Consider the following 22,111-nt stretch of genomic DNA (forward strand, 5'->3'; position numbering starts at 1 on the left):
AGATTAAATGCGTATTTCTTTTCAAACTAAAAAAGAGAAGCAGTATTCACTTCTCCTTTCTTGTAACACTGCTTCAGTTAAATACTATCTGTTACTCCCTATCATTCTTCCGCAAATATTGAAGCGGCCGCTTCTGCAATGACAGCAACCGTTCGATTTAGTTCTTCTTCATTATTCCCGATTCCACCTAGTTCCACCAAAACAAATCCTGGATGAAGATCCTGATTGTACTTACCATCCACTCCCGTACCACCTTTTACAATAATATTTCGCGTAATGCCTGGAACTCGAGTTTCCATTCCTTTATTCAACCGCTTAGCAACTTCATAATTTTTGGTATAGTTCTTATGTTCTTTTCCGATGACAAATGCTACTTTTGCATACCTCTCCCCATCCACAGTTACCGTTGTTTTGTCCGCACCTACCGAGTCCCGGTGGATATCCAATACAATGTCATAGTTTTTATTTGCAAGTGTTTGTTGCAAATATGGACGAATCGTTTTGTATGAACGGTGGTAAGGAATACTCTTTTCCGCCATTACTTTTTGAATATCTACTGGTAACAAATCAGCTTCCACACCATACGCAGCAAACTGCAATTGAAGTTTCTCTCCCAGTTTCGTGATATTTTCTGTTTTGTGAGAGACAGCAACTTTTCCATTTGCAGCGAGTGTAATCGGCTCATAGGCTTCTTCAGAATGCGTAAAATGGATTAAGACCTTCTTATCGTTCGATGGTTTAGGTGCTTCCAGTACATTGGATGCGTAAACAATGTATGCTTTTTGTTTTAGCAGCACTGAGGAACTGTCCGATTGTTTTGCGGGAAGCAATTGAAGCAAGATTGGAAATAGAAATAAGATTAATACAGCAAGAGTCCAGATTTTTAGTGTCTTTTTCAACAGTCATCCCCCCGTCTCAGCTACTATATGCGGGGGGAAGCCCATCAAGAACTCTGTTTTACACTGCGTATCCAAGTTTCAAGAGAACTCGATAGTGCCAAAGAATAATGCTGCACCCAACTATCAATTTCTTTAGGAGAGATGAACGTCTTCAACTGATGATTCGACAAGACTTCTTCAAATAACTGTACGCGCTCTTCGTGCGGCCAGGATGCCCAATCTCCAAATACAGGAATTAAATTTTTTCGATCTGCACTTTTGGTATCAGAATGAAGCCATGGTGTGACAGAAAGCCTCGAAGAAGGTTTGCTTTCTTCCTCAATTTTAGCAGCCATATATCCGAATAATGTATCAATTGCATCTGCAATTAGCACAGGTCCATCTACTACGGTTGGTATACCGATTGCTACAACTGGAATTCCCAACGACTCCTGAGAAACTTCTTTACGGCTATTACCAACTCCTGAGCCTGGGTGAATCCCGGTATCGGTAAGTTGAATTGTCCTACACAACCTCGAACTATCACGTGCAGCAAGTGCATCAATGACAATGAGTAAATCGGGATTCACAACGTCGACAACTGCTTTAATGAAGTCAGCTGTCTCTAAACCCGTTTGAATCGTGACTCCGGGTGAATACACATATACATCTGCTCCGTCATCTTTATAGTAATCCGGAACAACTGTATTGAGCCGCTCCATAGTGAGTGGACCGACTGCATCTGGTGTCACATCCTTGTTTCCGAGTCCGATAAACAAAATCTTACTATCTTCCTTGAGATTTAAAGGTTCAGTCAATTTTTTAAGTTGCTGCGTCATCGATTTTGCCAATTTCGTTAAACCTACGTTATCATCTGCATGTAACAGTGGATCAGTTAGAGTAATGTATGTTCCTTTCTTCTTTCCAATCCGTTTTTCACCTTCTTCATCTACAACAACGGTCGTCAGAATGGTTCTTCCCTTTTTTTCTTCGTTGAACTGAATACCAGCTGACTCATCTAGCTTTTCTTTTTCCTCGGAAGTTTGGTGTCTCACCATTTCTTCACTCTCAACGACTAAATCCGTCCTGTAAAAGTCGTAGTTTTCCATGACCATCACCTCTATTACAAGTGTGTACGCGATGGTTACTTTTTATGCTTTGTTGTTTTTTTGACAGTAGATTCCCCATGTCTGCGTTTTGTTGTTGCATAAATGGTGTGAATTTGATAAAATTATTTTTGTTATAAAGAGATATCCGAGAGATCGTGGAAACACTCTTCTTACCTGATTTCTGGAGGTGAATGAAATGCCAAACATTAAAGGTGCAATCAAACGCGTTAAGCAAAGCAACGCGATTAATGAACAAAACTCACGCACAAAGTCTGCAATGCGTTCTGCTTTGCGTAAAGCTGATGTTGCAATTGACAACAAAGCTGACAATGCAGAGGAATTGAAGCGCGCTGCTATCAAATCATTGGACACTGCTGCCGGTAAAGGCCTTATCCATAAAAACACAGCTGCACGTCAAAAAGCACGTCTTACAAAAAAAGCTTTGTAATTTTTAAAGCTGTCCGTCATTGACGGACAGCTTTTTTTGTTACAACTTTTCCATAAAAAAGAGTTCAAGGACCCTTTCACGGCTACCCGATGTGGATTTTAATTTCAAATCGATAGATGCCAGCTTATCCAACGCCCGTAACAACCGTTGTTCTGAAGGACTGTTTCGATTATTCATAACTAGTTTCACACGATAGGGATGTACGTTAAGGGTGTTAGCTATTTGTTGTTGATGGTACCCTTTCCTTTTAAGCGTTCCTACATGTAGCATCAATCGAACTTGTCCAGCGATTAACGAAGTCATCGCAATCGGTTCTTCTCCACTTCTCAACAAATCATGGTATACCGCTAATGTTTGCGCACGATTTCCAGAAATATACGTATCCGTTAACCTGAAAATCTCTGTTTCCGGCGACCTCGGTACTAAGCTATCGATAACTTCTTTCGTCACCTTCCCTGATTCCTCTAAAAAAGCTGCGATTTTTTCAAGCTCCTTTGAGAGCTGCATCATATTTTCACCTGTTGTTTCAACCAGGTAATCCGCTATTTCCCGGTCCATACTAATCCCAAATGAAGTCGCATTTTGTTGTACCCAAACCGTTAGGTCACTTCCAGTCAACTTGTTTGCTTCGATGACAACAGCTTTTGACGTCATCATTTTTGTGATTTTTTTCCGTGTGTCCAACTTCTCGTAAGGCGCGGTAAAAATAACTGTAGCTGTTGGAGAGGGATTTTCGAGCCATGCCGCAAGTTGGTCTATGGGGTGCTCGATTTTATCTTTCCCCCGTTCCTTAGCCTTTAAGAATGACGCATTTTTTGCTACAATCACTTTTCGATCCTGTAAGAAAGGGAGCGTATCCGCTTCTTCAATGACTCGATCGACTGATGTTTCCTCCAAGTCGAAGTACATGATGTCTTGCTGCTCTATACCCGGTGTCCCAGTAATGATTTTAGACAATGTTTGTTGTAACAAATACAATTCTGTTCCTGTTAGTAAGTAAATTGGTTGTTCAGGGTTTTTTCCAATTTCTTTCCACGCTGCTGATACCATTTGCAATCACCTCATTCACTACTTTTAAGTATACATGACAGATGAGGTGTATGGAGAATTTGTGACAAATTGAAACGCAATTGCCATATCTCAGTTTTACTATGGATTTTTAAGCCCCTTTGTTCTATACTTGAAGTTGAATCAGGAGGTGTAGCAATGAACGAATTCGAAAAGGACGTCCAGTCCAAACGTAACGATCTTCTTGACTCAGGTGTTGGCTTCATTGTATCTTTCGTAGGTTTCTCTTTAATTTGGGTTATTGCTACGATTGTCGAAGTCGCTGCACGCTGATCAGACAATAGTTGAACTAAGGAAAGACTCCACAACTCGGAGTCTTTCTTTTTTTATCTCGTAATAGAGGATTTCAACACTTCCCCGTCCATCTGCAAAATGACCGTTCCATGCTCTGCTGTTGAAAACACCTTCACTTTATGTTCTGAGAGTCGATCAATTACTTCGTCATGAGGGTGCCCATACCGATTATTACGGCCAACCGAAATCACTGCTATGTCAGGCTGCAGGAAGTTCAAGAGCTCTTGCGTAGTCGATGTTTTGCTTCCATGGTGGCCAACTTTCAAAATAAGAGGGGAAAGTTCTGTATGTCCATATTTCTTAATGATCTTCTGTTCTCCCTCCATTTCCAAATCCCCCGTGAATAACAAGTATCCGTATTCATTTTTCATAAACAATACGAGTGAACTGTTATTATGAGAGTACTTTTCATCGAATGGCGACAAGTACGTAAATTTTGTTTGACCAGTCTTCCAACCTTTCCCTGCTTGCATGGTCACGGCTCTAGCATTTTGACGCTTTGCTTCTCTTAAAACTGGAATCATATTTTCTTCTGTCAAACTTCCAACAGGAGCATGCACTTCCTTAACCCTTAGTTCTTGTAGTATTTCATCCGCACCTTCCATGTGATCGTCATGCGCGTGCGAAATAATCAACTTATCAATCGTACTAATTCCTTTTCCTTTTAAATACGGAACGACAATTTGCCTACCTACCTCAAACTGGTTATCTGGAGTTTTCCATGTAGGAGGACCAATAGAAACTGTTCCACCAGCATCAATGACGTATACTCCTTTTCGATAGCCCAGTTCGATGACTATACTATCTCCTTGACCCACATCCAAAAAAGAAACATACGTAGTCGGATCTAAATATGGTTTGACTTGGAAGAGTAGCGCCGGAATGAGAACAATTACAAGTGCTAGCAGTTTGCTATTCCATCGTTCAATCACTATAAAGGCACAGGCAATACTAACAACCATCAATACCAACCATACTGCTCCAGGCTTACCGGCAGTCCACACTTGCCAAGGCAAACCTGCCAACCAACTGGTAACAGTTGCGATGGAGTTACGGAAAGGTTCATATATAAAAAACAGTGGTGCAGCAGCTGTTCTGGAAAGTAACGACACGATGAGTAGAACAATGTTGCTCGGAAGAATTACTATTGAGTATAAAGGAACGTATAGTAAATTCACGAGAAAGGATGAAAGTGATAACTCAAAGAAATGGACCAATAAAATCGGCGCTAGCGCAACTTGTGTGATTGCGGTCACACTAGCAGAGATCATAAGAACTGATTGTTGTTTCTGCAGATAACGTGCTGAATACAGCAATGAGAAGGCAGCCATATAAGATAGCTGAAATCCTGGTTGAAACAAAACATATGGCTTTAGAAATATAAAACCTAATGCACTCAACGCTAATGCATCGTCCATTTTCAATTTCAACTTTCCAGATGCTGATAATAGCAACAGCATCGTAACAGACACAGCACGCCAGACGGAAGGTGCCCCACCTGCCAATAGTGCATAGCAAGGCAACAAGAACAGTAGTAGGGTATCAGTCGTCTCGATCCTCAATCGCATTCGTTTGGCAACTAAGCGGAGCATGACCGTTAACAAACCGACATGAAGTCCTGAAATTGCGAACAAATGGGTGATGCCTAAGGTTCTGTATTCGGAGGATAATTCTGCATCCATACCACTCCTATCACCAATCAATAATGCTTCGGCTTCGGTTTGCAAAGAAACAGGAAACGTATTTTTTATATGAGCTTTAACCGCATTACGCCTCTCTGTTAACCGAGTCGATGGTCGATTAACTTTTCCACGTACAGTCATTTGCGTTGCACGAAATAGATACATGGCACCATTCATACGGAGATAAGAAGCCATGTCAAATGAAAACTCATGGGCAGGTGATTCTGGTAGTTCAAGTGTGCCTTGCACAGAAATTGCCCTACCCGCTAAAGGAGTCTTCAGTAGGCGATTTTTTTCTTCTTCACTTCCAATGTTGTACGAGACATAATAAGGAACGCCCTCTGAATCTTTCGCGAATCCTTTTACTTTACCCCCGTCAATTTTAACGGTTTCACTCCATTGCATGGAGCGTATTATTGTCTCCTCGGTCTGTATAGGCGTGTGTGTAGATAGATAATTTATGAAGTAACAATAGGAAAGTGAACAAACTGCTAGCAGAATAATTAAATTGGGGATGTCTTTTTTACTTGTCAGTATGAGGGGAAGTAGAAGAAGGTTAAGCCATAACAATTCAGTAATGCCGTATGCAGCCATAGCTGATACGGCTACTGAGATTGTCCAGTACATCAAGCGGGTTCTAGGAACTAATTTCCAAATAATTCTTGTGCACGTTCTGAAAAACTTTTCAGGTCGTTTTCAGAAACATTGGCGTTTTGCATCGTGTGCAACATATCGTTAAACAATTTCTCTTTAGATGCTTTCTCAAAATCTAAGGCATGTCCATCAAATGGGATATGTTCTACATCAATCTCTGCATGTTTAAACAATTCAATTGCATAATCATTGTTGCGATAATCCATGCCGTAGTAGACCTTTGAAATACCAGCTTGAATAATTGCCTTTGAACATTGCAAACAAGGGAAGTGTGTCACATATAACGCAGAACCCTCAGCCGGAATTCCATACTTGCCACATTGTAACAAGGCGTTCATTTCCGCGTGAATCGTACGAATGCAATGATTGTCAACGACGTAGCAGCCTTTATCAATGCAATGATCTCCACCAGAAACTGATCCGTTATAACCACCAGCGATGATTCGATTATCTCGGACAATGACGGCACCAACAGCTAGCCGTGTACACGTACTTCGGACTGCAAGTAAGCTACATTGCGCCATAAAAAACTGTTCCCATGTAATTCTTTCCATAAGGTCGCCTCCAAACTTTCACCAAATACTACACTATATATTAATTCACTGTTATTGAATCAGACAGTGCGTCAAAAGTCTTTTGCCCGATACCAGAAATATTTTTTAAATCTTCAATTGTTTGAAAAACACCTTGTTCAGTTCGGTGTTTCACAATTGCAGATGCTTTGGCAGGACCGATTCCTGTCAGCGTCATCAATTCGGTTTCATCTGCAGTATTAATATTGACCAATGCGGCACCCGACTCGTCTTTTTCGTCCGAACCACCAGTCAAATTTTCAAAAACCGGAAGTTCTTCACCGATAAGCGGCACGTAAATCACCGCTTCATCCGTTAAGCGCTGCGCATGATTCAAAAGTCGACTGTCCGCGTCAGAGGTGTACCCACCTGCAGCTGTAATGGCATCGATTAGCCGCTGCCCTTCTTGTAATGTGTACACGTTAGGGTGAATAACTGCCCCCTTCACATCCACGATAATTAGTTCAGGTGTCTGAGGTGCAGGATCAGCAACCAGTTCAACGTTTTCATGTCCAGGAGTCACTTCAAGTGGAGTTTTTGAAGTTACATCAAGTGAATCGTACAAACTTTCATCAGGAAAATGCTCGTCATCTCCTTGTCCTCGGGGAAAGAACAAAAATACTGAAATGATCGCCGCTATTGCAAGAGGAGTGGTGACTTTCCGCCATTTCCCAAAGATTAGTTCAGAAAACAGAGTCAGTCATCCTTTCTAAAAGTTGATAGCTCATGGAGACCTCTCTACTATAACGTATCCGTTCATGAAGCGGTACTGTTATTTGCGGACTTGAAAAAATATTCTCTCACTTTCTAGTTCAGGTGCTTCATCGGACCAATCAGCAAAAATCCGTTCCACAGTGAAACCGGTTTGCTCAAGTAATTCAACGTATTTCATGATCGGAAAAGTCCGCTGATAATGGACTTCGTCAAAACGAGAATATCGACCATCTTCTTCACGCACAAAAAAAGCAAGTTCAGATTGGACTGAATGAGGTTCTTCTCCTTCTTCAGTTTCCCATATGTACGAAATATTATCGCTAACATACGTAAATGGACTTTCCATGAATAGCTCATCTGTTTTAAACGTTGAATGCACATCAAACAGCAATAATCCACCTGGAAGTAGCACATCGTGGATGCTTATAAAAGTTTGAGTCACTTCAAGCTCATTTTCTAAATAATTCAACGAATCAATCGGAATTACTGCCGCATCATATCGGCCTGATACATCCAAACGCTGCATAGCTTGTTGTGAAAATTTTAGAGACGGAAAACGCTCATTCGCGCGCGATACAGCAACAGCCAGCATTTCTTCTGACAGATCAATTCCCGTGACGTCAGCTCCTCTTTCAGCAAGAAGAACGGAAAGAATCCCGGTGCCGCAAGCGACATCCAGGATCTTTTTACCTGATAACCCATGTAACGCAATATCGACTAAGTCCACGTATGCTGGATATGGAATATCTAACATCAGCTCATCGTATACAGACGCAAATTGAGCGTACATCATTGTACAGAGTCTTCTCCAATTTCGATCATTGGTGCATCGCCCCAAAGTCTTTCTAAGTTATAGAAACCACGCTCATCCTTATGGAAAATATGAGCAACAACGTCTCCTAAGTCAACGAGGACCCATCGACCTGATTCCATACCTTCAATACGTTTTACATCATAGTTTTCTTCAGAAGCTTTGTCGGCAATTTCACGAGCAATCGCTTGAACTTGACGTTCGGAATTAGCATGACAGATGACAAACTGATCTGCTATTAAAGATACGCCTTCCATATTGAGTACGACAATGTCTTCTGCACGTTTATCGTCCGCTGCTTTAAATGTTACTTCTAATAATGTTGGCATTGTTTCACTTCCCTTTCACTTCACAAAATAATTGTAGCACTCAATGGAGTCCGGGTATACTGGTACCTGTTTTCCAATTAAGTGTGTAACGCTGTGTATAATACATGTACGCATCGCTTGGTGTAACGGACCTTCTGCACTTAGCCGCAATTCCTCTACGCCAGGATAGTTTCGTCCAGGCTCGATCATATCTGCAATATATATAATCATTTCTAATTTCGACATCGCAGCTCTGCCAGTCGTATGAAAACGAATCGCATTTAGTATGTCTTCATCGTGCACTTTGAATTCCTTAAAGGCAATGATAGCACCCGCTGGAGCATGCCAAAGTTCTTTATGAAATTCAAACAGCAATGGGTCTACGCCTTGCGCGAGTAAAAGCTCTCGCATATCTTCTGCATCCATAAACTTTGCAATATCATGAAACAGCGCAGCAGTTTCTGCCGCATCTATTGACTCACCATGCATTCGGGCAAGAGATTTAGCTGTTTCCGTCACACGTAGCACGTGCTGAAAGCGCTGAAGGGGCATCCGCTGCTGCAATTCCTGAATGAGGTTACTAGGCTCCATACAAGCCCTCCTGACGAATGTAGCGATCTACAGATTCCGGTACGAGATACGCAGTTGTTTTATGCTGTGCATACTTAGTTCTAAGAAGAGTCGAGGACATATCGATCAAAGGTGTCTCAATATATTGAATCGGATAATCGGTAAGGCTCACTGAACCCGGTCTTTTAACACCAACAAATTGAACCATCTTAACCAAATCATCAATCCTATACCACGTATGCAAAGAATCGACCATATCTCCCCCGATAATAAAATAAAACATCGACTCAGGTTCTTTAGCGAGCAATCTCTGCATCGTATTAAACGTATAAGAAACGCCACCAAAATGCACTTCCTCATCGCAAGTGCAGAGGTACTCATTTCCAGTCACCGCTAGCTCTGCCATTTCAAGACGCTGAACCGGTGTAGCAGTATCGGAAAGCTGCTTATGTGGAGGGATCGCTGTTGGCATCAGTCTCACCTCATCTAATTCGAGAGCTTCACGAACTTCACTCGCCATTATGAGATGTCCTATATGTGGTGGGTTAAAAGTACCGCCAAGAATACCGATTTTCCGCATTCCGTCACTCCTTATGGTAAAACAATCTTTTTCTTTTCTGTCGATTCCTTGTAAAGGACAATCGTTTTACCGATAATTTGTACTACTTCCAAACCTGCTTGTTCAGAAAGTACGTCAGCAATTTCCTCTTTGTCTTGTTCACAGTTTTGTAGAACAGACACCTTGATAAGCTCTCTTGCTTCAAGCGCTTCTTCAATCTGTTTTATAATTGCTTCTGTCAACCCGCTTTTACCGATTTGGAAAATAGGTTGTAAATGATGTGCTTCACTACGTAAGAAACTCTTTTGTTTACTTGTTAGCATGTTGATCCTCCATTTGTTGTGTTATTCGTTTCATCATTCCAACAGTGTCTGGGAGAATGCCTGTCCATTTTTCAAAAGCGAGTGCTCCTTGGTGGACAAACATACCTATCCCATTCGCTGTCTCCGCTCCTTTTTTCCGAGCAGTTGCTAAAAATTCTGTCTCAAGAGGATTATAGATAATATCAATGACTGCAGTCCCCGGTATGACATTAGAAGGATCTAGGGGCATTCCCTCAGAAGAAAATAACATTCCAACAGAAGTGGTTTGTATAATGATGCCGAAACGGGCAAGCTGCAGTTCCGCTTCAGCAATCGTTAGATAAGTTGAATTGGCTAATCGTTCACTGATTGCGGTAGCATTTTTCAATGTCCGATTCGTGAAGGTAATCGCGCCATATCCAGCGCTACGTAATGCAAAGGCGATTCCCTTTGCTGCCCCTCCGGCACCAATTATTAAAATCTCATCTTTTTTACGCCCACTACCGTATTTTTCTTCTAATGCCCTGACGAACCCACTTCCATCTGTATTCGATCCAAGTAACCATCCATTTTCCCCAGTTACTACCGTATTGACTGCTTCCATATGAGTTGCAGCTTCATCAACACTGCCTAGGAAAGGGAGTATATCACTTTTATGTGGAACCGTCACATTCCAACCACTGCATCCTAATAATTGTAGACTTGCAATAACAGAAGGAAGTTCCTTGGTCTTTGCATGTACGGGAATATAGGTAGCATCAATACCGTTTTCCTTGAGCCAGTGATCGTGCATGCCGGGAGACATCGATTGTGCAATTGGATCTCCTATGACTGCAAACCATTTTTTCATCGTAAGTCCTCCTCTGTCAGATTAATGACGGCCGTAAGACCACGTCTACGCCCCGAGGCGCATGAACAGCAACCACTACATTTGCATGCTGAACAGTAATCCAACCTAGACCTGAAATGACAATGTCCGTTTTTGCTTTCTTAATAGAAAACTCATGACGAACAAGTTTAGGGAAACGTTCTAGCGACTCTGGTCCTGGTGGTGACAACATGTCTCCGAGATGTGTTTCATATAAAGCATCCGCATTTTCCAGCTTCGTCCTGTGAAGCGGAAGCGCATTTGAAGAGTGTACGTTAAATGAAGAACGCTCTCCCTTTATAAAGTCAAAGCGAGCTAAACCACCAATGAAAAGCGTTTGCTCTGCATTCAATTGGAAGATCTTTGGCTTGATTTCCTTTTTGGGAGTGATGGCTTTCAGTTCGCTCGGATCTAAATAATGTGCCATCTGATGATTATTAATGATTCCAGGAGTATCATAAATTGCTTTGCCATCATCCAATGGAATCTCAACAAGATCTAAAGTTGTTCCTGGGAAATGTGAAGTTGTAATGACTTCACCTGTGCCTGTAGCTTGCTTAATGATTCTGTTAATAAATGTCGACTTTCCAACGTTTGTACATCCTACCACATATACGTCTTGACCTTTACGTAATTCATCAATACGTTCGAGTGCTTCAGGAACGCCTTGACCTTTAACAGCAGAAACCAGCATGACTTCAACAGGTTTTAGTCCCAGCTTGGCGGATTGTTCTTTCATCCAGTTAATCAGTTTGTTACGATTCACCGATTTTGGCAATACGTCTGCTTTGTTTCCAATCAGCACGATATCTTTTTTACCGACAAAGCGTTGTAAACCATGAATCCAACTGCCATTAAAGTCAAAGATGTCCACAACAAGGACAACAAGACCTTTTCGATCACCAATACCATTTAAAATAGCTAGAAAGTCATCCCCAGATAGTGAAACTGGTTGCAACTCATTATAGTTTCTTAAACGGAAACAACGCTGACAAATTACCTCTTCCTTTTCGAGCGAAGCGGGTGGTGCATACCCTTCTTTTTTAGGGTTTTCTGTTTGTATGCCAATACCGCATCCAATGCAAGTGAGTTCCAAATCTATTCCTCCCACGAAATCATTCCTTTTCGTTTCAACGTTTTCAATATTCGACGTTCCAGTTGACGATTGAATTTCGTCATGAAGCCGTCAGAACTTGCCACAGGTACAACGAGAATCGTTTGTAGTCCGAATCTATTGCCCCCAAGGATGTCGGTCATTACCTGATCCCCAATCATCACAACTTCCTCTTTTCGCAGTCCCATCTGATCGAGTGCTTTCCTGAACGCTTTTGACAATGGTTTTCTCGCTGAAAAGATGAAAGGCGTTTCAATTGGCTCACAAAACGACTTTACACGTAGCTCATTATTGTTCGATAAGATTGTTACTTGCAACCCTGCATCTTGCATTTCTTTTATCCATGTAGCAATCTCGGGTGTTGCATCCGGACGATCCCAAGCGACCAACGTATTGTCGAGATCCGTGATAATTCCTTTAATACCTCTATTTATAAAATCAGTAGGTGAAAGCTGATAAACATCCTTTACATATTGATCCGGCAAGAAATAACTGTACATCCTATCCACTCCATTACTGTGCTGATTCGCACTTATTATACCATACCTAAGAGATAATACTTGCAGACCAAACGAGAGCAGTCATGCTTTTAAAAACTGCCTGTCCGCCAAAATCAGCGGTGATACGCCATCTTTTACCCGCATAGGATGTCAGACAACGACACAGGAGGTGGTTCATTTGAGCGGCTTTGTTATGGCGCTAGTACAATTATGGCTTGAGATTCCTGCGGTTCTAGGGTACATCCGTGGGCAGGCATTTAAACGCCCACTCTCAAAAGAGGAAGAAGCCGATTGTCTCGAACGTCTAGCACAAGGTGATGAAGACGCCCGTGATGAACTGATCGAGCGCAATATGAGGCTCGTTGCACACATTGTTAAGAAGTTCCATCCTAAACACGAACAGCTTGACGATTACATTTCAATTGGAACGATCGGTCTCATGAAAGCAATTGCGAGCTTCACACCAGATCGTAAAACCAAACTTGCAACGTACGCAGCACGATGTATTGAGAACGAAATATTAATGTTCTTAAGAACACAGAAAAAGACTCAAAAAGATATCTCTTTAAACGAACCCATTGGCACAGATAGTGAAGGCCAATCTTTAGAAATAGCAGATTTACTCCAAACGGATGAAGAGTCTCCCCACGATCACGCGGAAATGAATGAACGAAAAGAGCGGCTTTACCGTCACCTTCATAATTTGGAGGGGAGAGAACTTGAAATCATCCAGAAACGTTTTGGTCTTCTAAACGACAAACCGATGACACAAAAAGAAATCGCAGATGAACTTCAAATTTCAAGAAGTTATGTGTCAAGAATTGAAAAAAGAGCGATTGTGAAGTTGTATCAGCTGTTCAAACGTGAACAAGACTCCAAGTAACCTTGCATGTCAAATTAAAAAACGTCTCCAGCATTCGTACCCTCGCTGGAGACGTCTACACTGATTATCATCAATCAGCTTTCACTTCAAAATAGATCACGCCTGTAAGAGCAGCTGTGACAATAAATGCACCCAACATTAAAAATAGCATACGAGTTCCTCCTCGCTCCATGAATTAGGTTTTACTTCTTCTATCTAGTTTACCACGAATGGATTAAAGTTTCGAGATGACTTCAAGCACAACTTCTGAAGAATGTTGTGCCGCCGCAGGTAGAAATTCATCGAATGACAAGGAGGATTCTTTCCCAGCAATATCTGAGAGCGCTCTAATTACAACAAAAGGGACCTGGAATTCGTGACACACTTGTGCAACTGCAGCAGCTTCCATTTCTGCAGCAATCATTTCAGGAAACTGTTGCTTCACATTTAATACACGCACAGGATCACTCATAAACACATCTCCTGAAGCGATTAACCCTGAAGCATGCGAATGTTTGCCAATTTCTTCGACTGCTTTTGCAGCAACTTGTAGAAGCTTTTCGTCTGCACTGTATGTGACCGGCCCACCCGGTACTTGACCGAGTGCGTATCCAAAAGCAGTTACATCTACATCGTGATGCGTAACATCCTTCGATAGCACAACTGTTCCGACCTCTAAGTTTTCACCTATACCGCCTGCTGATCCAGTGTTCAAAACTACGTCAGGTTTGAATAGTTGAAGCAATAAAGTTGTCGCTACAGCAGCGTTCACTTTACCAATGCCACTTTTTACGAGTACGACTTCACGATCCCCAAGCGTCCCTTCACTAAATTCATAACCAGCGATAACTTTATGACGAGCTGCCTGTAACTGATTTTTGAGTATGGTAACTTCCTCTTCCATTGCTCCGATAATTCCAACTTTCATAGTAGTATCTCCTATCCCTCATTACCTATTAGTAGTTAAAATCGAGTGTGTTCAAAACGTCCATTTGCGTCGGTTTCCAACCTTCGCCGTCAACCCATTCCAAATAGACTCTAAATTTTTTTGATTTGTCTTTTGAAGAGACAATCCCAATAGACTTCTGTGGGCTTCCCCCATTTTTAATCTTCAAGAAAATCATGTCATTTTCAGCCATTCCTGTTGCATACGCTAGTGCCTTCTTTTTCTCCTGCCAGTCTACTGATTTCCCATCATACTGCGAAACGTGATTACCTGTCTGTGACGTTCCTACAGGCTCCCAAGACGCATTTGAAACTGTTTCGTCAACGACGGCATCTTCACTAGCTGTATATGTAACAGTTCCTTCTTTTTCATTATCTTTCTTTTTTGATGAATCATCACTTTGTTCGCTATCATCTGATTCGTCACTGACAGTTCCTTCTTTAGAAGAGTCATCGCCTTCTGCAGACTGGTCTGAATCCTCTTCCGTGTCCCCATCATCAGATCCTTCAGTACTATTTTCAGTACCACTCGCTTCATCTTCCGGAGTTGTTTCAGTTATAGCTACTTCTTTTTCTTCTGGTGTGCTATCACTTGAAAGTATTTTCACTCCCACGAGGACAATTAACAAAACAACGATGGCAATCATCCAATTCAACATCTTATTCCCTTTATTGTTTTGTCGTTTCCGACGCACCCTCGAAAATTCCGGTTTTTGTTCACTCACTTGAAATCATCTCCCTTAGTTCCACGCTTCAAACGATTGGACGTTTCTGCATGCGTGATGTTTCACAAAAAAAGCCGCCTTTATTTCGAAGGCGGCATCTCTATGTTACTTCACTTCTGTGATTTCAACTTGCATTTCGCCACCCGGTGTTATGATTTTCACTTGATCACCTTTTTTTCGACCAAGAATTCCTTTGGCGATAGGTGAATCATTGGAAATCAAGCCTTCTAACGGGTCAGCTTCAGCAGATCCTACAATCGTATACGTTTCAACTTCCCCGTCTGGGATTTCCTTAAACGTTACTGTACTACCAAGTTGCGCTTCTTCAGTTCTTGTATCTTCTGATATGATAACAGAATTGCGTATCATAGATTCAAGAGATGAGATTTTCCCTTCAATGAAAGCTTGGTCTTCCTTTGCAGAATCATACTCGGAGTTCTCAGACAAGTCTCCATAACTACGCGCGATTTTAATACGTTCTACAACTTCTTTACGTTTTACTGTTTTTAGAAATTCGAGTTCATCTTCTAATTTCTGTTTGCCTGAAATAGTCATTGGATATTTTTTTTCAGAAACCATTTCCTCACTCCTCAATTTGCAAATCATCAAAATAATATGTCGCACCTCAAAGAAAGGTATGCGACATAGTGTTTACTATATGAATATCTGACAACATCATATTACATATCATTACCAGAATCAAGAATTGTTTTTATTTTCGTTACCATTAGGTCTATTGCGACTTCGTTTTGACCACCTTCCGGAATAATTATGTCTGCATAACGCTTTGTAGGTTCGATGAACTGATTATGCATAGGGCGAACGACACTCATGTACTGATCGATGACGGATTCAATTGTTCTACCTCGATCGTTGATATCTCGTAGAATTCTTCGAATAATCCTCAAGTCCGCGTCCGTATCGACAAATAATTTAATGTCCATCAGATTTCTTAACCGTTTATCTTCCAAAATCAAGATACCTTCTAGGATAATCACATCTTTAGGTTCAATCGCAATCGTTTCACTTGAACGTGTATGCAACGCATAGTCGTATACTGGCTTGTCAATCGACTGACGAATAAGAAGTTTTTCTAAATCGTCTATTAACAAATCAGTATCAAAAGCAAGTGGATGGTCGTAATTGGTCGCAAGTCGCTCTTCAAATTCTAAATGTGACTGGTCTTTATAGTAAAAGTCTTGTTCAATAACGACTACAGAATGATCTTGAAAAACTTGATGAATCTTTTTTGTTACACTAGTTTTCCCTGAGCCAGAGCCTCCTGCAATACCGATAATTAAGGGTTTTTGCGTTCCCATCTTCCTAATTCCTCCTCTGTAGCTGGTGCAACTTTATAAGTTTTTACGAGCGATTAAAATTCCATCTCCTACAGGAAGTAAGGAAGTTTCATACGCAGGATTGTCCATAATCCATTCTGTAAATGCTTTTAAATTTCGAATCATCGTGCGATTGCGTTTTGGCACTTCCTGATCTTCTAAAAATACCATTCCATGCATAAACATATTATCACAGTAAATGACACCACCCGCCTTGACGACAGGTTCATACTTTTCAAAGAAGCGTTTGTACTGCCCTTTAGCTGCATCGATGAAACAAGCATCAAAGTATTCAAATGGAAGCAACGCTGTGTCGAATGTCAGTGCATCATCCTTAAACAAGGTAATCCGGTCATTCAACTTGGCACGATTGATGTATTGAACTGCTTTTGCATGCCGCTCTTCGTCCCTCTCAATGGTGGAAATATGCAATCCAGGATTCGATTGCGCGAGACGTATCGCAGAATAGCCGATTGCACTCCCTATTTCCAGCAAGGTTAAGGGCTTTTGAATACTTAACAAGCCGATAAATGTTTCAATTCCACTGCGTTCCATGATAGGTACAAAATTCTCTTCAGCGTCCTTCTCCATTTCTTTGACAATCGGATCCACTTCCTTTTCGAAGTTTAACCGGTACGTTTCATAATTTGTCATTATACAAACTCCATCCTGCTATTTTACTTGCCATCAATATACTCCGCTTTTAACTTCAGATGTTCATCATACGTCTTGGCGAAGTGGTTTTTCCCAGTTTTATCTGCTAGGAAATAAAAATATTTTGTATGAGACGGATCGATTACAGCTTCAATCGATGCTGCTCCCGGTGCTGCAATTGGACCGGGCGGCAATCCTTTGTTCTGATACGTATTGTATGCGTTCTTTACTTCTAAATCTTTGAGCGAGACTTTATCTTTATGTTCGCCTAGAGAATATAAGACGGTTGGATCCGTTTGTAGAGGCATCCCCTCTTCCAAACGATTATAAAAGACACTCGCTATTGTTTGGCGATCCGCTTGGGCAGTTGCTTCACGTTCTAATAAAGATGCAAAAGTAAGCAACCAGTGGACTGATTTCTTATTTTCGTCAAGTGAAGCTAAATAAGGTGTAACATTTGCTCGCGTTCCTTCAATGAGTGTCTCGACTACCGTCTGCACAGTAGGTTCTTCCTCATAAAATGGATAAGTGGCAGGGAAAAGATAGCCTTCCAACGGATGACGAATGTTTTCATTTTTCACTTCATCGGTAATAACCTCTGGATATAAAGCTTGTAAATTCGTAATCGTCTCGTCGGAGTCAATATAGGTCAGAAACTCTTCTTTTGTTATGGTTGTTTTTGCTGCCACTCGTTCAGCAATTTGTTCAACTGTTAATCCTTCAGGAATCGTCATCGTAAATACAGGTGTACGATAGACTTTGCCTGTTTTTAAACTCTTCAGAAGTTCATCAGGCGTCATGGACTTAGACAAACCATAAGTTCCTGCTTGAAAGTCTGATTCGTTATTCACCTTCGCATAATATTTGAAGATTTTCGCATTTTTAATAAGACCTTTGTCCTCAAGAATTTGAGAAATCGTATCTAGCCCTGAACCAATAGGAACTTCTACTTCTACCGTCTTTTCGGACTCGGCATCCATTGGCTCAAGTGCACTTTTTATGTATCGATAAGTGAAGAACCCACCCACCGCAACAAGTAGAATCAATGCAATCGCAATCCAAAAAACAATTTTGCGTATGACTTTAACTTCTTTTTTCTGTTCTTGCATACGTTCAAACATCACTTCTTTTTTTGAACCCTTCGCCATATGGAAGGTCACCTCTTTCTCGTTGTATCACAGGCTAGCTGCATTAACGCTACCAATTGTCTGCAATGAAAAAAACGGAACGGTGTGCACCGTTCCGTACGTGCGCATATGGCTTACTCGTCGTCTTCGTCTTGCTCGTCTAAGAAAGTACCGAAAACTTCTTCGATCATTTCCCATTCTTCGTCAGACTCAACAGGCATTAGATCCCCGTCTTCACCGTCTTCTGAAGGGACAAAGCTTGAAGCAAAGATTTCAATTTCTTCATCGTCGTTTTCAGGCTCGTCGCCAAGTACGTGATAAAGCACGTATGATTTGCCATAGTCTTCTGATTCAAATGTGAAAATTACTTCACATACATGTTCTTGTCCTTTTTCGTCTACAATTGTCATTGTTTCCATTCCGTGTTCCATTTGATCACCTCATGTAGTTTTTGAGTCAAGATATCCTTGAAGAATCATGACTGCTGCCATCTTATCGATGACAGTCTTTCGTTTTTTCCGACTAACGTCTGCTTCGATTAACATCCGTTCTGCAGCCATTGTTGTCATCCGTTCATCCCAAAGGATTGCAGGCATATTAAATTTTTCTTCTAGCAACTGGGCATATCTTTCAGAAGCCTCTGCTCGAGGACCAATCGAATTATTCATGTTTTTAGGATGACCGACAACGAAAGAACTGACGTTATACTCTTTAACAAGTTCTTTAATACGCTTCATACCTAAATTACCCGATTCTTCGTCAATTTGAACTGTTTCAATTCCTTGAGCCGTCCAACCCATGGCATCGCTAATTGCGACGCCGACTGTTTTAGATCCTACATCTAAGCCCATCGCTCTCACTTCTTACTGCCTCCGTTTTCACGGACATAGAACTTCACAAGTTCCTCCAAAATTTCATCCCGTTCCAATTTACGGACCATATTACGTGCGTCCTCATGGCGTGGGATATAAGCAGGATCGCCTGAGAGCAAGTAGCCTACAAGCTGGTTAATGGGGTTGTATCCTTTTTCCTCTAATGCCTTGTACACGTGGAGCATCACCTGTTTGACCTCTTGCTCCATCGATTCCTCAGGAAAATTGAACTTCATCGTTTTGTCATATGAATTCACAATCGACACCCCGCTTTCAATTTGTCCGATCGGCTTACCAATACTATGACCCTCACAAGCCACAAATTTGGAAGCCGGATTCAGTTAAACAGATTTGACATAATCATACACGGAAAGGAGCGCTTCATCAAGTTTTGAGACGTCTTTTGCTCCAGCCATTGCCATATCAGGACGGCCCCCGCCTTTACCTCCGCATAATGACGCCGCATGGCTGACAATTTTCCCTGCATGCTGTTCACCTTTTAAATCAGCAGTTACGCCAGCCGCCAACATCACTTTGCCCTCTGAAGCCGCACCTAAAACAATTACACCTTTTTCTATTTTTTGTTTTAGCTCATCAATCATTTGACGCAGTGCATTATTGTCTTTTGTATCGACACGGGCAGCTATGACTGTCATATCGTCAATCTGTTTTGCGTTTGCTAACACATCCGTCAACTGGCTATTTCCTAGTTTTGCAGATAAGGAATCATTTTCACGTTGCAAATCTTTGAAATCTCCAAGGAAAGATGCCGTTTTTATTGCAAGCTCTTTCGGATTGGACTTCATAAGTGACGAAGCCTCAATTAAAACAGCTTCCTCCTCTTTAAATGAACGATACGCTTGTTTCGCAGTCACTGCTTCAATTCGTCGCGTTCCTGCTCCGATACCGCCTTCAGATTCAATCTTGAAGACTCCAATTTCGCCACTTGAATGGACGTGACATCCACCACATAACTCTAGAGAGTAGTCTCCAACCGATACTACGCGTACAACGTCACCATATTTTTCTCCAAACAATGCCATAGCGCCCATTTCCTTCGCTTCTTCAATCCCTTTTTGTTCAATTGAAACCGCGATATCTTCCCAAATCTTCTCGTTCACAATCTGTTCGATTTGTTCTAGCTCTTCTTTAGTAACTTGTCCAAAGTGTGAGAAGTCAAAGCGAAGGCGATCAGGCCCAACATATGAACCTGCCTGGTTGACGTGCTCCCCTAATACTGTTTTCAAAGCTTTATGCAATAAGTGTGTTGCCGTATGATTTTTCACAGTGAGAGCACGATCAGACTTATTCACCTGTGCACGCACAAACGTCGCGGGTGTCACTTCACCTGAACGGACAATCGCTGTATGCAAATGCTGCCCATTCGGCGCTTTTTTTACTGATACCACTTCTGCAGAAAACGAATCATTTGCAATCATTCCTTTATCTGCAATTTGACCCCCACTTTCTGCATAAAACGGAGTTCGGTCAAGAATGAATTGGATTTCGTCTTCTACAGTTGCTCGCTCAGCAAGTTCACCATCTGTTAAGAGGACAACAATTTTCGATTCACTCTCTAATTGCTCATAGCCGATGAATTCACTCGATTCATGAATATTTCCAAGCACACCTGACTGAACGTGCATGGAGTCAACGTCTTGACGAGCGTTTCTTGCACGCTTACGTTGTGCTTCCATTTCGTCGTGGAACCCAGCTTCATCAACCGCTACGCCTGCTTCTTGAGCAAATTCTTCGGTCAATTCGAACGGGAATCCGTAAGTGTCATAAAGTCGGAATGCGTCTGCACCAGAAACAGTAGGCTGTTCTGTAGATTTCGCTTTCTCCAAAATACCACTTAACATGCTCATGCCTTCCGTCAATGTTTCATGGAATCGATCTTCTTCGTTTTTAACGACTTTCATGATGAATTCCTGTTTTTCTTTTACTTGTGGATAGAAGTCTTCCATCTTGTCAGCAACAACCGGAACAAGGTCATACATGAATGGACGATCGATGCCGAGTTGTTTCGCAAATCGAACGGCACGACGTAGGAGTCTTCTGAGTACATATCCTCGACCCTCGTTAGAAGGGAGCGCACCGTCACCGATAGCGAATGCAACGGTACGGATATGATCCGCAATTACCTTGAAAGCTGTATCTTTTACATCGTCTTTACCATAAGTTTCACCCGAAACTTTTTCCACCGCGTGAATAATTGGCAAGAAAAGGTCCGTATCGAAGTTAGTCGGCACTTCTTGTAAAACAGATGCCATCCGCTCCAGACCCATTCCTGTATCAATGTTTTTCTTCGGTAACGGTGTATACGTATGGTCCGGATTATGGTTGAATTCCGAGAACACTAGGTTCCAAATTTCCAAGTAACGGTCGTTTTCTCCACCAGGGTATAGTTCAGGGTCAGAGAAGTCGTCTCCATATGAAGGTCCACGATCATAAAAGATTTCCGAGTTCGGTCCGCTTGGTCCTTCACCGATATCCCAGAAATTTCCTTCCAGACGGATAATACGTTCTTCAGGTAAGCCGACTTTATCTCTCCAAATCGTGTATGCTTCTTCGTCTTCAGGATGGATCGTGATGGATAGCAACTCCGGATTGAACCCAATCCAATCTGGATGTGTTAGAAACTCCCATGCATAAAGGATAGCCTCTTCTTTGAAGTAGTCCCCAATTGAAAAGTTACCAAGCATTTCGAAGAAAGTATGATGGCGAGCAGTTTTACCAACGTTTTCGATATCATTCGTACGGATTGACTTTTGTGCATTGACGATTCTTGGATTTTCAGGAACAACCCGTCCATCAAAATATTTCTTAAGTGTCGCGACACCGCTGTTGATCCATAATAAAGAGGCGTCGTCGATTGGAACTAGTGGTGCGGACGGCTCGACACTATGCCCTTTTGCTTTAAAGTAATCTAAAAATAAACTACGTATTTCAGATGCTGTAAGTGATTTCATCATCAATTCCTCCTTGGATATAAGCTTTCAGAAAAAATTAGGTGCAGGTAATTCTGTTGACTAAAGTTGAAAGTATCTGTCTTAAGGGTACATCAAGACAATTCATGTAACTAGCTGAAAATAAAAAAACTCCGCCCCTGGAAAGGGACGAAGTGTTGTTCGCGGT

General features: G+C 41.7%; 27 protein-coding genes and 1 other annotated feature (1 of these 28 cut by a window edge). Of the genes, 3 read left to right on the forward strand and 24 right to left on the reverse strand.

Going from position 1 to position 22,111, the window contains the following annotated elements; genetic code table 11:
* Positions 1-101: 101 nt before the first annotated feature.
* Together spoIIP and gpr are read right to left on the reverse strand one after the other, a co-directional pair.
* On the reverse strand, positions 102-899 hold the full coding sequence (spoIIP, locus tag N693_RS0110860) for a stage II sporulation protein P (protein WP_051508733.1): 798 nt from the start codon (positions 897-899) through the stop codon (positions 102-104).
* 44 nt (positions 900-943) lie between these two features.
* Complete coding sequence (gene gpr / locus N693_RS0110865) at positions 944-1,987, reverse strand: GPR endopeptidase (RefSeq protein WP_025784806.1); 1,044 nt, start codon at positions 1,985-1,987, stop codon at positions 944-946.
* 196 nt (positions 1,988-2,183) lie between these two features.
* Between gpr and rpsT the strand changes: the two genes are divergently transcribed.
* On the forward strand, positions 2,184-2,435 hold the full coding sequence (rpsT, locus tag N693_RS0110870; RefSeq protein WP_025784807.1) for a 30S ribosomal protein S20: 252 nt from the start codon (positions 2,184-2,186) through the stop codon (positions 2,433-2,435).
* 39 nt (positions 2,436-2,474) lie between these two features.
* Here rpsT and holA read toward each other — a convergent pair whose 3' ends face one another.
* Complete coding sequence (gene holA / locus N693_RS0110875; protein WP_025784808.1) at positions 2,475-3,485, reverse strand: DNA polymerase III subunit delta; 1,011 nt, start codon at positions 3,483-3,485, stop codon at positions 2,475-2,477.
* Positions 3,486-3,641: 156 nt separating this feature from the next.
* On the opposite strand from holA, the gene N693_RS19985 reads away from it, so the two are divergent.
* Positions 3,642-3,776, forward strand: a complete 135-nt coding sequence (locus tag N693_RS19985) for a YqzM family protein (protein WP_025784809.1) — start codon at positions 3,642-3,644, stop codon at positions 3,774-3,776.
* Positions 3,777-3,829: 53 nt separating this feature from the next.
* Here N693_RS19985 and N693_RS0110885 read toward each other — a convergent pair whose 3' ends face one another.
* The 11 genes from N693_RS0110885 to N693_RS0110935 all read right to left on the reverse strand — a co-directional run bounded on the left by N693_RS0110885 (position 3,830) and on the right by N693_RS0110935 (position 12,451).
* Positions 3,830-5,884: a DNA internalization-related competence protein ComEC/Rec2 gene (locus N693_RS0110885; protein WP_025784810.1), complete on the reverse strand. Its 2,055-nt coding sequence runs from the start codon at positions 5,882-5,884 to the stop codon at positions 3,830-3,832.
* 239 nt (positions 5,885-6,123) lie between these two features.
* Positions 6,124-6,687 carry a ComE operon protein 2 gene (locus N693_RS0110890; protein ID WP_025784811.1) on the reverse strand — a complete coding sequence of 188 codons (564 nt, stop codon included), beginning with the start codon at positions 6,685-6,687 and terminating at the stop codon, positions 6,124-6,126.
* Positions 6,688-6,727: 40 nt separating this feature from the next.
* Positions 6,728-7,321: a helix-hairpin-helix domain-containing protein gene (locus N693_RS0110895; RefSeq protein ID WP_253271186.1), complete on the reverse strand. Its 594-nt coding sequence runs from the start codon at positions 7,319-7,321 to the stop codon at positions 6,728-6,730.
* Positions 7,322-7,477: 156 nt separating this feature from the next.
* Positions 7,478-8,212 (reverse strand): class I SAM-dependent methyltransferase, encoded by a 735-nt coding sequence (locus tag N693_RS0110900; protein WP_025784813.1) that lies wholly within the window; start codon positions 8,210-8,212, stop codon positions 7,478-7,480.
* Positions 8,209-8,559, reverse strand: a complete 351-nt coding sequence (rsfS, locus tag N693_RS0110905) for a ribosome silencing factor (protein ID WP_025784814.1) — start codon at positions 8,557-8,559, stop codon at positions 8,209-8,211. Before rsfS ends, N693_RS0110900 begins: the two co-directional genes overlap by 4 nt.
* A gap of 15 nt (positions 8,560-8,574) precedes the next feature.
* Complete coding sequence (gene yqeK / locus N693_RS0110910) at positions 8,575-9,129, reverse strand: bis(5'-nucleosyl)-tetraphosphatase (symmetrical) YqeK (protein ID WP_025784815.1); 555 nt, start codon at positions 9,127-9,129, stop codon at positions 8,575-8,577.
* Positions 9,119-9,688 carry a nicotinate-nucleotide adenylyltransferase gene (locus tag N693_RS0110915; protein ID WP_025784816.1) on the reverse strand — a complete coding sequence of 190 codons (570 nt, stop codon included), beginning with the start codon at positions 9,686-9,688 and terminating at the stop codon, positions 9,119-9,121. Before N693_RS0110915 ends, yqeK begins: the two co-directional genes overlap by 11 nt.
* An 11-nt stretch (positions 9,689-9,699) precedes the next feature.
* Positions 9,700-9,990, reverse strand: coding sequence for a ribosome assembly RNA-binding protein YhbY (gene yhbY / locus N693_RS0110920; RefSeq protein WP_025784817.1), 291 nt, complete (start codon positions 9,988-9,990; stop codon positions 9,700-9,702).
* Positions 9,977-10,819, reverse strand: a complete 843-nt coding sequence (aroE, locus tag N693_RS0110925; protein WP_025784818.1) for a shikimate dehydrogenase — start codon at positions 10,817-10,819, stop codon at positions 9,977-9,979. The genes yhbY and aroE overlap by 14 nt, the downstream gene beginning before the upstream one ends.
* A gap of 16 nt (positions 10,820-10,835) precedes the next feature.
* On the reverse strand, positions 10,836-11,939 hold the full coding sequence (gene yqeH / locus N693_RS0110930; protein ID WP_025784819.1) for a ribosome biogenesis GTPase YqeH: 1,104 nt from the start codon (positions 11,937-11,939) through the stop codon (positions 10,836-10,838).
* On the reverse strand, positions 11,936-12,451 hold the full coding sequence (locus N693_RS0110935; protein WP_025784820.1) for a YqeG family HAD IIIA-type phosphatase: 516 nt from the start codon (positions 12,449-12,451) through the stop codon (positions 11,936-11,938). Before N693_RS0110935 ends, yqeH begins: the two co-directional genes overlap by 4 nt.
* A gap of 178 nt (positions 12,452-12,629) precedes the next feature.
* On the opposite strand from N693_RS0110935, the gene sigK reads away from it, so the two are divergent.
* Complete coding sequence (gene sigK / locus N693_RS0110940; protein ID WP_025784821.1) at positions 12,630-13,334, forward strand: RNA polymerase sporulation sigma factor SigK; 705 nt, start codon at positions 12,630-12,632, stop codon at positions 13,332-13,334.
* A 214-nt stretch (positions 13,335-13,548) separates the two neighbouring features.
* Here sigK and mtnN read toward each other — a convergent pair whose 3' ends face one another.
* From mtnN to alaS, 10 genes are all read right to left on the reverse strand, one after another.
* The gene (gene mtnN / locus N693_RS0110950; protein ID WP_025784822.1) at positions 13,549-14,241 is read right to left on the reverse strand and encodes a 5'-methylthioadenosine/S-adenosylhomocysteine nucleosidase; all 693 of its coding nucleotides are present in this window, start codon (positions 14,239-14,241) and stop codon (positions 13,549-13,551) included.
* Between the two features lie 28 nt (positions 14,242-14,269).
* Positions 14,270-14,983 carry a YrrS family protein gene (locus N693_RS0110955; protein WP_025784823.1) on the reverse strand — a complete coding sequence of 238 codons (714 nt, stop codon included), beginning with the start codon at positions 14,981-14,983 and terminating at the stop codon, positions 14,270-14,272.
* Between the two features lie 105 nt (positions 14,984-15,088).
* Complete coding sequence (greA, locus tag N693_RS0110960) at positions 15,089-15,562, reverse strand: transcription elongation factor GreA (protein ID WP_025784824.1); 474 nt, start codon at positions 15,560-15,562, stop codon at positions 15,089-15,091.
* A 101-nt stretch (positions 15,563-15,663) separates the two neighbouring features.
* Positions 15,664-16,302, reverse strand: a complete 639-nt coding sequence (gene udk, locus N693_RS0110965; RefSeq protein ID WP_025784825.1) for a uridine kinase — start codon at positions 16,300-16,302, stop codon at positions 15,664-15,666.
* A 33-nt stretch (positions 16,303-16,335) separates the two neighbouring features.
* Positions 16,336-16,974 (reverse strand): O-methyltransferase, encoded by a 639-nt coding sequence (locus tag N693_RS0110970; RefSeq protein ID WP_025784826.1) that lies wholly within the window; start codon positions 16,972-16,974, stop codon positions 16,336-16,338.
* A gap of 23 nt (positions 16,975-16,997) precedes the next feature.
* Complete coding sequence (gene mltG / locus N693_RS0110975) at positions 16,998-18,122, reverse strand: endolytic transglycosylase MltG (protein WP_025784827.1); 1,125 nt, start codon at positions 18,120-18,122, stop codon at positions 16,998-17,000.
* 113 nt (positions 18,123-18,235) lie between these two features.
* A complete protein-coding gene (locus tag N693_RS0110980) occupies positions 18,236-18,532 on the reverse strand; it encodes a DUF1292 domain-containing protein (RefSeq protein ID WP_025784828.1) in 297 nt (98 codons plus the stop codon).
* Between the two features lie 9 nt (positions 18,533-18,541).
* The gene (gene ruvX, locus N693_RS0110985) at positions 18,542-18,961 is read right to left on the reverse strand and encodes a Holliday junction resolvase RuvX (protein ID WP_025784829.1); all 420 of its coding nucleotides are present in this window, start codon (positions 18,959-18,961) and stop codon (positions 18,542-18,544) included.
* Positions 18,958-19,230, reverse strand: coding sequence for an IreB family regulatory phosphoprotein (locus N693_RS0110990; RefSeq protein WP_025784830.1), 273 nt, complete (start codon positions 19,228-19,230; stop codon positions 18,958-18,960). The genes ruvX and N693_RS0110990 overlap by 4 nt, the downstream gene beginning before the upstream one ends.
* Before the next feature lie 84 nt (positions 19,231-19,314).
* Positions 19,315-21,945 carry an alanine--tRNA ligase gene (gene alaS / locus N693_RS0110995; RefSeq protein ID WP_025784831.1) on the reverse strand — a complete coding sequence of 877 codons (2,631 nt, stop codon included), beginning with the start codon at positions 21,943-21,945 and terminating at the stop codon, positions 19,315-19,317.
* Between the two features lie 140 nt (positions 21,946-22,085).
* Positions 22,086-22,111, reverse strand: a binding site (T-box leader); it runs 181 nt beyond the window's last position.

Origin of the sequence: Sporosarcina sp. D27 (genome assembly GCF_000586555.1) — a bacterium.
In the GTDB taxonomy this organism is placed as follows: domain Bacteria; phylum Bacillota; class Bacilli; order Bacillales_A; family Planococcaceae; genus Sporosarcina.